The organism is Acinetobacter bereziniae, assembly GCF_016576965.1.
In the GTDB taxonomy this organism is placed as follows: domain Bacteria; phylum Pseudomonadota; class Gammaproteobacteria; order Pseudomonadales; family Moraxellaceae; genus Acinetobacter; species Acinetobacter bereziniae.
This window is the reverse complement of sequence record NZ_CP066119.1, coordinates 3,489,454-3,505,073: the sequence shown is the minus strand read 5'-3', so window position 1 is coordinate 3,505,073 and position 15,620 is coordinate 3,489,454. Positions and strand designations below refer to the sequence as shown.

Here is a 15,620-nt window from a genome sequence, read left to right as displayed (position 1 = left end):
TTCTACTCAAAATCTACTCGGAGATAACCTCTTGATTTAAAAGGTCCAACTTGAGGTGTTTTGCCTGTTAAACTGATAGGCCAAGCTTTAATGGTTACGTTGGCAGGTTGTTGCTGCAGATTAAAGGGAATGACACTGTTAATATTATTGGGAGTCAAAATGTTATTGTTTTGATCTGCCATCTGAAATCCAATATCTGGATTATCTGAAATCATTATATTTCCGTTCGCTCTTTCTGCTTCAATTCGAAGTGTCAGCATGGCTTGTGCATTGATATTGGTGCATTGAATTCCTAGTGTCCGTGTTTCTACCTTGACATTGCTTGGTTTATTTCCAGGTCCTGCATTACTAAATGCAACTGCTGGGATATCGCCAAAAGGAATTTCTACAATTTCACTTGTCCCAATTTTACAACTTTGAGGTACATTGACAGAACCGCTGTAACTCACTGTATAAACAGGAAAAGTTAATGGATCGCCTGTGCCTATTGAGACATATACGGTAAACATGGTCTTTTTAGGAATAGGGACAAAGTCAATAAATGGCTTGATCACTTTAAGCCTAAAGGTAAAGTTTGAATCCCTAACTCCAAAAGGTCTGCCTGTACTGACATTGGCGTCATAGCCCATCTGTACATAATTTGCTGGCGGATAAAAATCACCAGCGATACTATCAGTAATTTTCATTGCACCGACCAAATAATCATTAATAGGTAGATATTGATAACGTCCGATTGTTTCAACAATTGGCAAATCTGTAACATAACTACGCTTAGTTCGATTACCACTGATACCTGAACTATGGGGTTCACATACTGCATATACTTGTGCCGAGAAGTTTTTTCTGATTTCTACAATTTGTCCAACAGCATTATTGGAACTACTGAAGCTATTGGAAAGATCATAGAAAACTTCATCCACAACGCCTTGCCCTTTACTATTCCAGCATGAAATTGCAAAACACTGGGTAGAACCAAGTAATAATAGGGAAGAGATTAAAAGCTTAACTTTCATATACACTCTCCTTATTTACATTCAAGGTCAAATTGAATAACGGGTTTGGTTAAGTCCATTTCTGAAATATCGTAATTAGCCACACACTTTCCTCCATCAGTTTCATTCCAATTCACTTCTAATGTGCCTTTAAGCGGGAGCCCAGTTAAATAGACCCGACCATCATCTCCGACCATGCTTCGAGCTGAACTTTCTATTTCAGCTACGCTACTTGCGTAAGGTAAAAACTTGCCATTATGAGTTAACGTAATCAGTGCTCTCATCCCAATACTGGTGTCGAAGGTTGCTCGGACAATAGCACCTTGAATAGGTACTACATTTTCGACGTTATTACTGATTTCAAGATTATTGCTGAAGCTATTTGAGTTGAGTGCAACACGATTGGCACGGTATTCAGTGGCATAAGGAACAATCGCATAGCCACGCCAATCTGTTTTCACACCAATATAATTTTCGATGTTGACCCCTTTTGCGCCCGGTGCTTTGACCAAAATTGAGGTAGCACCTAAGGGTTGACCAAAAGTAATACCATCACGATGGGCAAGCACACCACCTGAAGCGTTATAGGTAAATTGATTTGAGTTTTGATCATAGTTATAGCCAGCACCAATGCTGCCGTACCGACCCTCATAATTTAAACTGACTGAACCGATACTTCCTTGGTTACTGACATGACCTTGGTTGATGCTATAACTTAAATTTCGGTCTTTGAGTAACGTTCCACTTAAACCCGTTAAGTAAGATTCATGACCATTCGAGTTTTGAGTAGTTGAAAAAGTACTATAAGCATTATTCACAGGACTATTTTGGAAGTTTGCTTTAGGCCATAATTTGTCCAGAGGGAAGGAAATATTCATGGCATACATGGTGTCAGTTTGATTAATTTCTGAATATTTGTTACGACTGATTGAAAATGAATAATTTAATCCTTTCCACGAGTTAGCATAGCCTGCTTGCGCCCATTCATTCTTCTTATTGGTATTCCAATAGGTTTGTTGATTTCCTGAGACAAACAGTGAGCCATAGTTACCTAAAGAATGAGAAATATTGACTTCTAGCCGCCCTTTTTTCGGATTATATAAGTTGTAATAATCTGTAATGATTGGTGTATTGGCTTGATTGCCATCGTGCGTTTCAGAAAGTTCATAACCGCTCATATTGTTATAGCTAACATCATTCAAGGTATAAAAGCCCTTAGTTGAGTAGCGATAACCAAGAAGTTGAAAAGTCGTACCAGAACTTAAAAGCGATTTTGAATATAAAAAGCGTAATGATTGCCCACTGTGTGTAGACTGATCCGCTAATTCACTATCTGCATGAGTCACATCAAAAGATAATGCACCATAATTTCCAAGATTTGCGCCTAAACCTATAAGTGCGCTCTTATATTTTTGAGAAAATTGTGTTCCTGCATACACAGAGATTCCATTTTTCAGTCCGTGAATCGCAGTTGCCTGCACCACGGAAGGATTATCTTGAGAATCTCTACCACTGCGGTATTCACCAAAAACAACACTGTATTTGGTTCGACCTTCACGTTGTAGGACTGGGAGTGTGGAATAGGGAACAACAAAGCTTTGAATTGAGCCATCGTTTTCTTCAATAGTGACCAGAAGGTCGCCACTCATCGAGGTAGGATTTAAATCTTGGATATGAAAGGGTCCAGGCGCCACATTAATTTGATGGATCACATAGCCATTTTGCTTGATCACCACTTTAGCATTGGTTTTGGCTACACCACGTATAGTTGGAGCATAGCCTTGTTGGCTGTCTGGATACATCGCACTCGATGTTGATAAATGCACGCCACGGTAACCAAAGCTGTCAAAAATCTCACCATTTGTTGAACCATCTCCAATAATTAATTGGCTTTTTAATGGAATAATCGTTTTTTGTAGATAGGTATTTAAATTATTCCATTGATTGTATGTTTTTTCTTTGTAGGTGTTATAGTTCCAGCTACTTGAGTGCCTCAATTGCCATGATCCAAGATTTATGCCACTGTCTAAACGTAAAAAAAGACTGTTGGTATCCGTTTTTGAGTTGTCATAACCAGAAAGACTGTAGTTGGTAAATAAGCCATTGATTCCTTCATCCCATTGATCTGGAGGAATATAACCACGAATCTGATTGCTTAATGCTGCTTGAGGTATGCTAATCATCAATTTTTGTTTATCAAACTGAAATTGGCTATTTGCACCCTCAATGATCGTGCTAAAGTCAGTACACTGTTTATTTGTAGACAATTGCTCATATTGAGCTATATTTACGCCAAAACCTTGTAAAGTTTTCGTGTCTAAACAAGGAAATAGTCCCGTAGTGTCCTGAGTGTTTGGCTTTTCAATAAAGTTGATATCACGAGTAAACATATATTGATCATTGACATATACGTCGACTCGATAAAGACCAGGTAGTTGATGCGATGATTTTTCAAATCGGGTTAAATCAGAAATTTGAGTATTGGATAAATTATCTGTTAAAAATGCGGAGTTAAATACTTCCTCAGCATGATTAGCTCTGATTGTAATGATTGAAATAAGCATTGTCACAACAATCCCAAATGGATAGCGTGAAATATTTTTGCTTATACATACACTGTTGTATGGTATTGAAAATAAATTATTCATGGCGATTACTTCAGTGTTAAATCGACTTTAGGTGTTAAACCACCATAATCATTAACGGTTTGATAACTTAAGTTGATTCCCGAAGTGCTCGAAATTTTTGTTTCTGCAAATGGCATCGCCATAATATTAGGGAGCTTCTCACCATCTAAATAAAGGTTGACAAAAGAGACATGGTAGGGCGAAGGATTATTGACGATTATGCTCTCTGCAGTTTTTGAGAATTTAAGTGTTTCTAAGCTGGCTTCAGGTTTTGTTTTTAAATTTGTTGGACGAACAAAAAGCTTGATTCGAGATAATACAGCAAGCTGTAAAATGTTCTTATCTGCTAATGTCGACTTATCAATCGATGGTATTGCCTTCACATTGATCCAAAATACAGACTCGCGATCTTGAGGCAAATCTGAAGTCTCTATATTAATAATTCTGAGTGTGTTTTCAGTTTTTGCTTCTGCTACAAATAAAGGTGGAGTAATAAGAAAATCTTTAGATTTCTTGTCATTATGATCTTCAACCCATGCATTAATTAAAAAGCGCCCTTTATCATTACTATTGAGAATAGGAAGTGAAACTTGTTTTGAATCCACTGGATAAATTACGCGTGTCGATCCAAGAGATATTCCGCCTAAACCATCAGTATTGGCAAAACCTGTAGAAGACAAGCAGACTAAGGTTATATTCAGAATACCTTTTTTTAATAAGTTGAAGTTCATATAGACCCTTAGAATTCATTTATGGATAAAATACAGAAATTAAAATATGCTGTGATTGTGCGAGAGTATTTTCAAAGTTATGATTAATAAAAAGATTTATGCTCTTTTCTTTAATATTTTGATCATCTTTAGGCAAAGTAATATATTGAATAAGCCGTTGCCCTATGCTGATATACTCGTAGCCTTGAATATTAATTTCTTTATCAAAATCATTTTTTGCTTGAGGCGTTGTAAAGAAAATTTCTTGTGTATGTTTGTTTGGTTCAGATAAACCGATCGCAAGATTATCGTAGATGCTCATGGGACAAAACGAAAAATGAATTTGAACAGGGATGTGTGGAGTTTTCGTCGTCAGTCTATTTTTTTCTACAGAAATAGCACAACTTTCATGGACTAGAACCCCACGAAAATGAGCCCGTCCACCAAATACATAACTATCAGCATAAATATGAGAACAAACCAATATTCCAGCGAACAGCGTTATATATTTTTTCATGATGAATAAGCCCATTATGTTTAGTACGTTATAATTACTCTTGGGAAATAATTAATTTTTAAGTAAATAATTACTCATATTTCACAACAAATGTTGCATCAGCATTGGCTTGACCAGGTGTAGATTTACCTGTTGCAACATAACGTGCACTAAATTGAAGAGTGTTATCACCTGCAATAAGGTTTTTTGGTGTAGAGAAGCTTGAGCCACTCACACCTAAGATTTTTGAAGTATCATCCGAAATTTCAATTCCGACATTTGTTGCACTAGTAGCATTTGAACCAGCAGAAACTGTAAGTAAGTTTGGATTTGATGTTTCAGCTTGACCATAGAATGCGACAGCAGCAGTTGCTTGCACTGTCGGATCACAGTCTACAAGTTTGATTTGAAATGGTACTGGCGTGGTCTTGTCACCAGCTGCTTCTAAACGTGCAATACGATATTGACCTAAATCTACAGTTTGATTTGCAGATTCTGTACTCACAGCGCATGCAGCATTTACCAATTCACCCGTAAAGTGAACTGTACCGCCATTCACTGTTACAGCATCGGCAGCAAAAGCTGATCCAGAAATAGCCAAAGCAGATAAAGTTGCAATTTTTAATAGACTCAATTTCATAGTAAAACCTATTTATTTTAGAAAGGTTGATTTTCAATTTTTTTAATCTATTGAGTTCGGTTGACTGACTTCAATAAACTACATTTAGTCTCACTGTTTTAAAAAAAAGTGACACAGTTAAATAAATGTAGGTTCATGGTAGTTTGAATTATGTGAAATATCTTTGTAGTTTCTGGATGATTATTTGTATTTGACGAAAAATATTACTTTAATGTAATTTAATATTTATTATTAAAAATCAATATCTTGTGATTTTATTTTGTTTATTTTTTAATTATTTTTAAAAATAGAATTTCTATTAAGTAGAAATTTTGTTTGAATACTGTCACATTTTTTTTGAAAGTGTAATATTTTTAATACGATGTTAATGACTGAAAAATAAAAAATAATATAATTATTTATATTCCTATTGATCTAAAAGTAAACAAAATACAGATATGTGAAAAAGGTAATAAAATACAGGATAATAAAAACTAAAATTTGGAAAACTATTTTTTATAGTGAAGCAATTGTAATTTAAATATTTTTTATATGTAGATGGATTTACCATTATTCAATGGCTCTTTTTAATGTTGAGTACAAATAGTTGTAGTTTTGACTTCTTGCATCAGCCAATATTTTTTTAATACGTTCATTGCTCCAACCCAAATATTTTACATGGGTGACGAAGCTTGAAATTAACACCAAACTTGGGTCGCCTTTTCTTAAATACGTTCGTTTAAGTTTACGCTTTTCTGCTGATACATTTAGCACTTTAATATCCTCAAGATTTTTTTCTAATGTATTGCAGAAATCAGTCTGAAACTTTCCCTCTTATGCACGATTGCTTGGCATTTAAAGCATAAAAATTATTACACTTACTGAGTTGGATACAGATTTTAAAGCCTATGATTTAATCACTGAATTTGTTGTTCAGTTCTAAGTCAACACTTGGCATATGTTTACAGCATTTAGATTTAATGCTTTTAGAAACCATGTATTAAATATGATGACATAAAGTACATACACGTAAATCATAGATGATTATTGTTTGAATTTTCACCAACATAAGCGATTGAGCAAGAGTTTTGCTTTGGCTTATCTCAGAGATCTATTCATTACCGTGTTTATTGGGGGGATAGTTTGTTGAGGGAGCACTATAGAGATAGAGGTGAAATATGATTTTGATTAAAAATAGGCACTTAAATTTACTTCAATCGAAAAATGAATATCAACCACGACAAGCATTTCGTAGTAACTGATATTTTCCTCATTTAAATTTCAACTCACTATAGATTACATTCGCTTATCGAGATGTCGCTTGCGCCATTCGGAAGGAGAGAAACCTGTCCATCCGCGAAAAGCACGATTGAATGAGGTTTGATCTTTATATGCCAATAAAAAAGCAATTTCAGTGATCGCTAACCTCTCATTTTTTAAGTGCTTTTTCGCAAGATTTTTGCGTGCATTGGCAAGGATTAATTTAAAAGATGAGCCTCGGTCTCTTAAATCTCGTTGTAACATCCTTGGGCTGAGATTTAATGATCGCGCAACAAAATTAATCTGAACATTGTTATGCTCAAGCGCTTGGATCACACTCAAGTTCACCAATTCAATTAATGAATCTTGTTTCGGCATTTTTTTAAGTAAAATATTGGCATGATCTGACAAAATTTCAAACAGTGTCGGGTCATAACATTTAAGTTTGCTGTCTAATAAAGTATTTGAAAAAACAATTTTGGTTTGTTCTGTATTGAAGTAAACAGGGCAGTTAAAAAGTTGAGTATATTTTTCAATATTTTCAGGTTCAGGAATTGCGAGTTCGAGACGATAGAATGCATTTTTTGCTGAATCCATCAATTGTTGTAAGTGATGATAGATAATCGAAACTTGCATCTCTTCAACAATTGACGTTTCTTCTATAAATAAGCCTGCTTGAACATAGGCTGGTTTTTCCCAAGAAATTGAAAAAAAATCGTCATCGAAATTAATTTTTTTAGGAATGTAGTTAAACCATAAGCGTTCATACTTCGAGAGTATTTCGATATAGTCAGCGAATGTATTGCACGACTGGGCAATGTATGCCACGATACCAATGTGTTTGGCTTGAACCATGGCGCCAATCTCTAAACCTAAGCCTTCTTTGGAATATTGTTCATTGATGTCTTTGATTTTATTGAGCCATTCTCCAAACGGAATATGATCATTAAATGTACTGTTATAGCTTTTAGGTGAATCTAAGCCATGTTTTTTACAAAAATCATCTAATAAAAGTGTTAAACTATTACGAACGCTTTTAATTTTTAAAAAAGACTTCATAATTTCTCCAAGTTTCCAATTGACTTGATCGTAAATTGGGCTTAATATGCTGAAAAATTTGTAGGGATAGGCGACTCATCAAATTTAGACAAACTGAATATAATCGCCTAAAAAATTGACAAGTAGCTCTGTTGGCAAAATCAACTAGATTTACCAAAAAATAAAATATGATTAAAATTTAAAATTATTTATTCATTTGTTCTAAATCATATACATGCTCCTAAAATTGAAGGGTGGTTATTATATACTTGTTGGTAAAATTTAAGCATGATGTTTTTTCATTCATATTGAACAGAAAATTGCATCTTTGCATTGCCAATACCAGGCTCTGCTGTGTCCTTAGTCACAATATAATTGGCATAAAACATCAATGATGCATTTCCATTGGCATCGGCTGTGATTGGCTTACTTTTTGTCCCCAATACAACCCTGTTCTTATCTTTGTCGCTAATTTCAATGGCAACATTTTTGGCTTTTTTCGGCACATTATCTATGGCAAGTAACTGAGTATCGACAGTATCATTGGTCCCTGTAAAGGTGATGGTGACAAGACCATTTGCAGGACAACTGCTGACATCAAAAGGAATCTGAACACGTGGGGAACGATCATCTTTATTCATGCCTTTGCCTAGTCTGATGGTTCCCAGTTCTATTTTCTTATCTTGTGCTGTACTTAATACACCACAAGTCTTTTCTGTAACCTTGACTGAAAGGGTAAGGTTGATTGCATCTAATTTCAGGTCTTGTGCATAGGTTGTTTGAGCGCAACCTAAGTAAAAAATACTTAGCACAGATATCATATATTTGCTTATGGTTTGCATTTTTTTCTCCTAAGGGAAGTCAATTCGGATATAGGCTCTGGAACTAAATGGTCCAACTGCAGGTTTTTTCCCTGTTACGCTGACTGGCCATGCTTTGAAAGATAGTGTCGCCTGTTGACTTTGATTGAGTTTAAATTCGGAGAAGCTTAATAAATTGTTTGGAATCAATATATTATCGCTCATGTCTGAAATCTTAAAGCCGACATCATCATTGTTAGAGACCAACATATCTCCTTGAGACTTTTCAGATTCAATACGGAAGGTGAGTGTTGCCGCAGCATTCATGTTGGAACACTGTACTGATACACTTCTTGTTTCAGGATTGATTGAATGAGGTTTATTGCCTGCACCTGCTTGGTTAAATTCAGAAGCAAGAATGTCACCAAATTGAATGTCTAAAACCTTGCCTGAGTCGATCGTACAAGACTGCGGTGCAACAATTCGCCCACTATAACTAATGGTATACACAGGGTATCTAAGTGGATCTGTATCACTAGTGGTTACATAAACTGTAAACATAGTTTTTGATGGAATGGAAACATTTCCTACAAAAGGTTTAACCACTTTGATGCGTAGCAATAAGTCAGAGTCTCTGATTGAAAATGCGTTGCCATTGTCTGAGTTTGGATCGTAACCCATAGTTTTTTTTATAGGAGGATAAAAAGTATTTACTGCACTGTCATTAATTTTCATTGCACCCAATAAATAGTCGTTGATACGTAGATATTTAAAAGTACTTGTATTTTCAACGATCGGCTCATTGGTTATATAGGAACGAACTGTCAAACCATAAGGAAAGGACGCCGTTTCACATATTGCTTGAATGGGTTTATTGAAATTTAAAGTAATGTCTTTGCTTTGACCCACAGCATTATTGTTTTGGTCAAATGCGGTGGATAAATCATAATTAATTGAATCGACTACAGTATATCCTTTCGAATTCCAGCATTGTCGTGCAAAAGATTGGGTTGAACCGAGTACTAACAGGGTGAGTAATAAAAACTTGAATTTCATCGTATATGGCTTGACACTTAAATTGCTAAAAAAATTACAAATACTTTGTCTAAGTATTTTTGAGGAATAAAGAGCTAAAACATTAAGTTTTGAACTGAACGCTGATGTATAAGAAAGCTGTTGAAGCGCTACATTTAGCGCTTGTATTGGACTGGATAGGTATGTGGTGTGATTTTTCATATTCCAATCCTAGGGGAAGTCAATCCGGATATATGCTCTGGAACTAAATGGTCCAACGGCTGGTTTTTTTCCTGTTACACTGACTGGCCATGCTTTAAAAGAAATTGTCGCAGTTTGGTTTTGGTTCAACTGAAATTCAGAAAAACTGGATAAATTGTTTGGAATCAATATTTTGTCGTTAAAATCGGAAATTTTAAAGCCGACATTATCATTGTTAGAGACCAACATGTCCCCTTGAGACTTGTCTGATTCAATACGGAAAGTCAGTGTTGCCGCAGCATTCATATTGGAACACTGTACTGAAACACTTCTGGTTTGTGGGTCGACAGAAGCGGGTTTATTGCCTGCACCTGCTTGGTTAAATTCAGAGGCAAGAATGTCACCAAATTTAATATCTAAAACAGTTCCTGAGTTAACAGTACAAGATTGAGGTGCAGTGATTCGTCCACCATAACTAATGGTATAGACAGGGTAAACGAGTGGGTCATTCGCTGCTGTTGTGACATAAACTGTAAACATGGTTTTAGATGGAATCGAAATATTGCCAACAAAGGGCTTGATCACTTTAAGGCGTAATGTTAAATCTGAATCTCGTACTTCAAAGGGATTACCGTCAGCAACATTAGGATCCCACCCCATAGTTTTTTGAACAGGAGGATAAAAGTACCTAGCAGCACTATCATAAATTTGCATAGCGCCTAGTAAATACTCATTAATCCACATATATTGAAAATTACCATCTCTTTGAGCAATCGCTTGATCTGTTTCATAGGAACGAACGGTTGTACTGGCGCTGCCTGGAAATGGAGCGGATGAACATACGGCTTTCACACCAGAGTTAAAATTGAAACGTAGATCTTTTGTTTGTCCCAAGACATTATTCGTTTGAGAGAATGTGTTTGATAAGTCATAGTGAACTTTGTCGGTTACATAGTATCCTTTTACATTCCAACATTGTCGTGCAAAGGATTGGGTGGAGCTGAGCAACAAGAAGATCATTAATAAAGTTTTGAATTTCATTGTGTGCAACTCCTTATTGACATTCAAGATCAAATTGAATAACAGGTTTGCTCAGATCCATTTGAGAAATGTCATAAGCCGTGCTGCATTTTTCACCTGTGTTTCCACCCCAATAGGCTTCTAAGGTGCCTTTAAGTGGTAAACCTGTTAAGTAAACTCGACCGTCATCGGCAACCATGCTACGGGTAGAACTGTCTGTTTCGATCACACTGCTGGCATAAGGTACAGGTTTTCCTGCTCGTGATAAGGTCACCAAAGCTCTGACACCGATACTGGTATCAAAGGTTGCTCGAACAATGGCGCCTTTAATTGGAACGACATGTTCAACGTTGTTACGAATTTCCAGATTATTACTAAAGCTGTCCGCGTTTAGTGCGACACGGTTAGAGCGATATTCATTGGCATAAGGCACAATCGCATAACCACGCCAGTCGGTTTTGACCCCAATATGATTTTCAATATTGACACCTTTTGCCCCAGATGCTTTGACTAAGATAGAGCTTGAACCTAAAGGTTGACCAAAGGTAATCCCATCACGATGTGCAAGCACGCCACCTGATGCGTTATAGGTAAATTGATTAGAGTCTTTTTCATAGCTATAACCTGCACCAACATTTCCGTAGCTGCCGTTATAGGTCACACTCAATGAACCAATGTCACCTTGTTGGCTGATTTTGCCTTGGTTAAAGCTGTAGCTTAAATTACGGTCTTTTAGCAAAGTGCCACTGACGCCTGCCATATAGGTTTCATCACCATTCGAATTTCGGGTACTTGAAACAGAGGCATAACTATTCTGGATTGGATTGTCAGTAAACTTGGCTTTTGCCAATACTTTGTCCAAAGGAAAAGAAAGGTTCATGGTATACATGGTGTCAGTAATGTCACGCGCAGAGTATTTGTTACGGCTGACAGCAAAAGAATAATTCAATGATTTCCATGCATTGGAATAACCCGCCTGTAACCACTCATCTTTTTTATCCGTGTTCCAGTAAGTTTGTTGATTTCCTGAAAGAAACAGTGCGCCATAGTCCCCTAGAGAATGGGTAATATTGACTTGGAAGCGACCCTTTTTGGCATTATTTAAATTGTAGTAGTCTTCAATATTAGGAAGATCAGTTTGATCTTTACCTGTGTTATAGCCACTCATGTTTTTATTGGTGACATCATTTAAGGTATAGAAACCTTTGGTCGAATAACGATAGCCTAAAAGCTGGAACGTGGTACCCGAACCAAGTAGTGATTTTGAATATAAAAAGCGTAATGATTGACCACTAGATGAACTTTTATCTGCTAACTCACTGTTTGCATGGGTAATATCAAACGAGAAAGCACCATAGTGTCCAAGATTGGCGCCTAAACCCAATAAAAAACTTTTATATTTTTGGGAAAGTTGAGTACCAGAGTAAACCGTCATACCACTGTTCAATCCATGGATTGCTGTTGCTTGAGCAATAAATGGATTGTCTTGGTTTCTTAACCCACTGCGGTACTCACCAAGTGCAACACTATATTTGGTGCGATCTTCACGTTGTAAAATAGGTAGTGTTGAGAATGGAACTTTAAAGGTTTGTAGAGAGCCATCATTTTCTTCAATGGTCACGACCAAGTCACCATTTAAAGATGCTGTACTGATGTCTTCAATCTTAAAAGGACCGGGCGCAACGTTGATTTGATGAACCACATAACCATTTTGCTTAATGACCACTTTGGCATTGGTTTTCGCAACACCACGGATCGAGGGCGCATAGCCTTGCTGGCTATCTGGATACATGGCTTCAGATGTAGATAAATGTACACCTCGGTAACCAAAGCTATCAAAAATCTCACCTGAAGTTGTGCTATCCCCGATGATCAGTTGACTTTTGATAGGAGCTACGATGGTTTGCGCATAAGTGCTTAAATCATTCCATTGGTTTGACGATTTGCCTTGGTGAGTGTTATAGCTCCAACTTCCAGAGTGTCTAAATTGCCATGCACCAATATTGAGTCCATTGTCCAGACGTAAAAATGCGCTATTGGAATCTGTTTTAGAGTTGTTATAACCTGAGATATTATAATTGAGAAATAAACCATTGATGCCTTCATCCCATTGATCTGGTGAGATATAACCTCTGACCTGATTCATGAGCGATATTTGTGGCAGACTAATATTGAGTTTTTGTTTGTCAAAGTGGAATTGGGTTGTTGCACCTTCAATAATCGAGGTGAAATCTACACATTGTTGAGTGGTATCTGCAAAGCCTTCATATTGGGCAATATTGACACCAAAACCCTTTAAGGTTTTGATGTCTAAACAAGGCAATAAGCCTGTAGAATCCTGAGCGTCAGCACTCTCAATAAAATTAATATCACGTGTAAATGCATATTGATCATTGACATATACATCGACACGATACACACCAGGTAACTGATGGGTGGACTTATCAAATCTGCTTAAGTCGGAGATTTGTGTGTCAGGCAACCCATCTGACAGGAATTCAGGGTTAAACACTTGTTCAGCATGACTCTCTCTCACCATCACTGCGGATATAAGCATCGTTATCGCCATACCCATCGGGTATCGCTTAATAATTTTCCTTATACGTAACGTATTGGATGATGTTAAATGTAGAGTATTCATATGCTTACTTCAGTTCTAAATTCACTTTAGACGTTAAACCACCATAATCATTGACTGTTTGATAGCTCAAGCTACCGCCAGAGCTGTCTGCGATTTTTGTCTGCGTTAATGGAGGGGCCATCACATTGGGTAATTTTTTGTCATCTAAATAAAGATTGACAAAAGACACATGATAGGGAGATGGGTTATTGACTGTAATACCGTCAGCAGTTTTAGAAAACTTGAGTGTATTCAATGAGTCTTCAGCTTTAGTGGTTAAACCTGTAGGTCGAATAAAAAGTTTGATGCGAGATAAAACCGCAAGCTGTAAAACATTCTTATCGGTCAATGTTGACTTATCAATCGAGGGAATCGCTTTGACATTGATCCAAAACACAGATTCACGATCTTGAGGGAGATTTGGTGCAACATTGATAATACGCAAGGTATTTTCAGCACTCGCTTCTGCAACAAATAACGGTGGCGTAATCAGAAAATCTTTAGATTTATTCTCTGAAGAATCTTCTACCCATGCATTGATCAAGAAGCGCTCTTTGCTATTGCTGTTGATAATTGGCAGTGAAACTTGTTTTGCATCCGTAGGATAAATCACACGGGTTGCGCCCAGTGAAATACCACCAGAACCATTCGTGTTTGCAAAACTTGTTGCAGTCATACAGGCTAAGGTTATACCAAGAAGACCTTGTTTAAATAAGTTCAAGTTCATATAAACCTTTAGAATTTACTTATGGATAAAAAATAGAAATTAAAAAATGTGGTGCTTGAGTAGGTGAATCTTCAAATGGCTTGTTTAAGTAAACACGTACACTTTTTGGTGATTCATCGTCATAATGTTTAGGTAGATCAATATGTTGGATAAATCTTTCACCTAAACGTTTATGTTCAGCACTTTGAATATTAATTTCTTTATCAAACTCACTTTTTGTTTGTGCTGTGGTGGTAAACATCTCTTTTTTTAACTGATTGGGTTCAGATAAACTGATAATGAGATTGCTATAGTAGTCAACAGAACAGGTTGAAAAGTTAATTTGAATAGGGGATTGGGGAGCTCTAGTCGAAGTATCAACAATACTCTCAATCGAAATTGAGCAACTTTGATTGAGTAAAGCCCCCAGAAATTGAGCTTTTCCACCAAATACATAACTTTCAGCATAAATATGAGTGCTAACCAATATCCCAGCAATCAGGGCTATATATTTTTTCATGGGTAAAATAAGCTCATTTAGTCAATTGCTTAGAAATTATTCTCGAAAGAATAATTACTCATATTTCACTGTAAAGGTTGCATTTGCATTTGCTTGACCAGGTGTAGTGGCAGCATCTGTAGCTACATAACGTGCACTGAACTGAAGCGTGTTATCACCAGTAATAAGTGTTTTTGCTGTTGAGTAATCCGCACCTGTTAAGCCCAATACTTTTGCAGTGTGGTCCGCAATTTCAATACCGACATTTTTTGCTGCGGTGCCGTTTGCATCAGCAGCAGACACTGCTAATAGCTTAGCGCCAGCTGTACCACCTACAGCATTACCTTGGAAGGCAACCGCTGCAGTTGCTTGAACTGCAGTGTCACAGTCGACAAGTTTGATTTCAAAAGGTACAGCAGTTGTTTTATCACCAGCTTTGGTAAAGCTTGCTGTACGAATTTGACCCAGTGTTACAGTTTGATTTGTAGAGCTTGTACTTACTGCACATGCAGCATTGACAAGATCGCCTTTAAAGTTGACTGTTCCACCTTTTACTTCAACAGCAGCAGCTAAAGCAGATGCAGAAACACCTAATGTAGAGATTGCGATTAAACCTAATGTACTAAATTTCATAGTAAAACCTATTCGTTAAAAAAATTGATATCCAACACTTTCTTTTTGTTTATTGACTTCATTTGTTATGGCATCAATAAACTCTGTTTATTCGTACTGTTTTTAAAAATAGTGACAGATGTAATAAACACACGAACATATTGATATTTACCGCAAGGGAAAACTTTGTATTTTGAACGCGATTAGATTGTATTTAACGACGATTATTATTTTTGTGACTTTATTTTTATTAATTATTATTATTGTGAATTAAGTCTCTAATTTTGTTTATTTTTAATGTTTAAAATCATAATTTAAAATTAAAATTATTATTGAATATTATGTAGATAATGAAAATTATATGTGAAAAATATTATATTTAAAATAGTTTTGAAATATTAATTTA

General features: G+C 36.3%; 14 protein-coding genes. All 14 read right to left on the bottom strand.

What is annotated here, in order from left to right; translation table 11 throughout:
• Positions 1 to 2: 2 nt before the first annotated feature.
• Complete coding sequence (locus I9192_RS16415) at positions 3 to 1,013, bottom strand: fimbrial adhesin FimH (RefSeq protein ID WP_005033170.1); 1,011 nt, start codon at positions 1,011 to 1,013, stop codon at positions 3 to 5.
• A gap of 11 nt (positions 1,014 to 1,024) precedes the next feature.
• Positions 1,025 to 3,640: an outer membrane usher protein FimD gene (fimD, locus tag I9192_RS16410; protein WP_200149940.1), complete on the bottom strand. Its 2,616-nt coding sequence runs from the start codon at positions 3,638 to 3,640 to the stop codon at positions 1,025 to 1,027.
• A 5-nt stretch (positions 3,641 to 3,645) separates the two neighbouring features.
• The gene (locus I9192_RS16405; protein WP_005033167.1) at positions 3,646 to 4,350 is read right to left on the bottom strand and encodes a fimbria/pilus periplasmic chaperone; all 705 of its coding nucleotides are present in this window, start codon (positions 4,348 to 4,350) and stop codon (positions 3,646 to 3,648) included.
• A 19-nt stretch (positions 4,351 to 4,369) separates the two neighbouring features.
• Positions 4,370 to 4,861: a hypothetical protein gene (locus I9192_RS16400; RefSeq protein ID WP_005033165.1), complete on the bottom strand. Its 492-nt coding sequence runs from the start codon at positions 4,859 to 4,861 to the stop codon at positions 4,370 to 4,372.
• Between the two features lie 55 nt (positions 4,862 to 4,916).
• A complete protein-coding gene (gene fimA, locus I9192_RS16395; protein WP_005033162.1) occupies positions 4,917 to 5,465 on the bottom strand; it encodes a type 1 fimbrial major subunit FimA in 549 nt (182 codons plus the stop codon).
• Positions 5,466 to 6,014: 549 nt separating this feature from the next.
• Positions 6,015 to 6,218, bottom strand: a complete 204-nt coding sequence (locus I9192_RS16390; protein ID WP_005033160.1) for a hypothetical protein — start codon at positions 6,216 to 6,218, stop codon at positions 6,015 to 6,017.
• 522 nt (positions 6,219 to 6,740) lie between these two features.
• Positions 6,741 to 7,763 (bottom strand): helix-turn-helix domain-containing protein, encoded by a 1,023-nt coding sequence (locus I9192_RS16385; RefSeq protein ID WP_005033158.1) that lies wholly within the window; start codon positions 7,761 to 7,763, stop codon positions 6,741 to 6,743.
• A 278-nt stretch (positions 7,764 to 8,041) separates the two neighbouring features.
• On the bottom strand, positions 8,042 to 8,584 hold the full coding sequence (locus tag I9192_RS16380; protein WP_200149939.1) for a fimbrial protein: 543 nt from the start codon (positions 8,582 to 8,584) through the stop codon (positions 8,042 to 8,044).
• A 9-nt stretch (positions 8,585 to 8,593) separates the two neighbouring features.
• On the bottom strand, positions 8,594 to 9,598 hold the full coding sequence (locus tag I9192_RS16375) for a fimbrial protein (RefSeq protein WP_026040303.1): 1,005 nt from the start codon (positions 9,596 to 9,598) through the stop codon (positions 8,594 to 8,596).
• Positions 9,599 to 9,787: 189 nt separating this feature from the next.
• Entirely contained in the window at positions 9,788 to 10,798 is a 1,011-nt protein-coding gene (locus I9192_RS16370; protein ID WP_200149938.1) for a fimbrial protein, read from the bottom strand.
• 13 nt (positions 10,799 to 10,811) lie between these two features.
• The gene (fimD, locus tag I9192_RS16365; RefSeq protein WP_005033149.1) at positions 10,812 to 13,418 is read right to left on the bottom strand and encodes an outer membrane usher protein FimD; all 2,607 of its coding nucleotides are present in this window, start codon (positions 13,416 to 13,418) and stop codon (positions 10,812 to 10,814) included.
• Between the two features lie 4 nt (positions 13,419 to 13,422).
• Positions 13,423 to 14,124, bottom strand: coding sequence for a fimbria/pilus periplasmic chaperone (locus I9192_RS16360; protein WP_005033147.1), 702 nt, complete (start codon positions 14,122 to 14,124; stop codon positions 13,423 to 13,425).
• A gap of 19 nt (positions 14,125 to 14,143) precedes the next feature.
• A complete protein-coding gene (locus I9192_RS16355) occupies positions 14,144 to 14,623 on the bottom strand; it encodes a hypothetical protein (protein ID WP_005033145.1) in 480 nt (159 codons plus the stop codon).
• A 54-nt stretch (positions 14,624 to 14,677) separates the two neighbouring features.
• Entirely contained in the window at positions 14,678 to 15,235 is a 558-nt protein-coding gene (gene fimA, locus I9192_RS16350; RefSeq protein WP_005033142.1) for a type 1 fimbrial major subunit FimA, read from the bottom strand.
• Between the last annotated feature and the right edge of the window lie 385 nt (positions 15,236 to 15,620).

What these genes read in the sequence shown, in the direction of transcription:
- I9192_RS16415 (WP_005033170.1), bottom strand. Translation starts at nt 1,013, where the DNA reads ATGAAAGTTAAGCTTTTAATCTCTTCCCTATTATTACTTGGTTCTACC.
- fimD (WP_200149940.1), bottom strand. Translation starts at nt 3,640, where the DNA reads ATGAATAATTTATTTTCAATACCATACAACAGTGTATGTATAAGCAAA.
- I9192_RS16405 (WP_005033167.1), bottom strand. Translation starts at nt 4,350, where the DNA reads ATGAACTTCAACTTATTAAAAAAAGGTATTCTGAATATAACCTTAGTC.
- I9192_RS16400 (WP_005033165.1), bottom strand. Translation starts at nt 4,861, where the DNA reads ATGGGCTTATTCATCATGAAAAAATATATAACGCTGTTCGCTGGAATA.
- fimA (WP_005033162.1), bottom strand. Translation starts at nt 5,465, where the DNA reads ATGAAATTGAGTCTATTAAAAATTGCAACTTTATCTGCTTTGGCTATT.
- I9192_RS16385 (WP_005033158.1), bottom strand. Translation starts at nt 7,763, where the DNA reads ATGAAGTCTTTTTTAAAAATTAAAAGCGTTCGTAATAGTTTAACACTT.
- I9192_RS16380 (WP_200149939.1), bottom strand. Translation starts at nt 8,584, where the DNA reads ATGCAAACCATAAGCAAATATATGATATCTGTGCTAAGTATTTTTTAC.
- I9192_RS16375 (WP_026040303.1), bottom strand. Translation starts at nt 9,598, where the DNA reads ATGAAATTCAAGTTTTTATTACTCACCCTGTTAGTACTCGGTTCAACC.
- I9192_RS16370 (WP_200149938.1), bottom strand. Translation starts at nt 10,798, where the DNA reads ATGAAATTCAAAACTTTATTAATGATCTTCTTGTTGCTCAGCTCCACC.
- fimD (WP_005033149.1), bottom strand. Translation starts at nt 13,418, where the DNA reads ATGAATACTCTACATTTAACATCATCCAATACGTTACGTATAAGGAAA.
- I9192_RS16360 (WP_005033147.1), bottom strand. Translation starts at nt 14,124, where the DNA reads ATGAACTTGAACTTATTTAAACAAGGTCTTCTTGGTATAACCTTAGCC.
- I9192_RS16355 (WP_005033145.1), bottom strand. Translation starts at nt 14,623, where the DNA reads ATGAAAAAATATATAGCCCTGATTGCTGGGATATTGGTTAGCACTCAT.
- fimA (WP_005033142.1), bottom strand. Translation starts at nt 15,235, where the DNA reads ATGAAATTTAGTACATTAGGTTTAATCGCAATCTCTACATTAGGTGTT.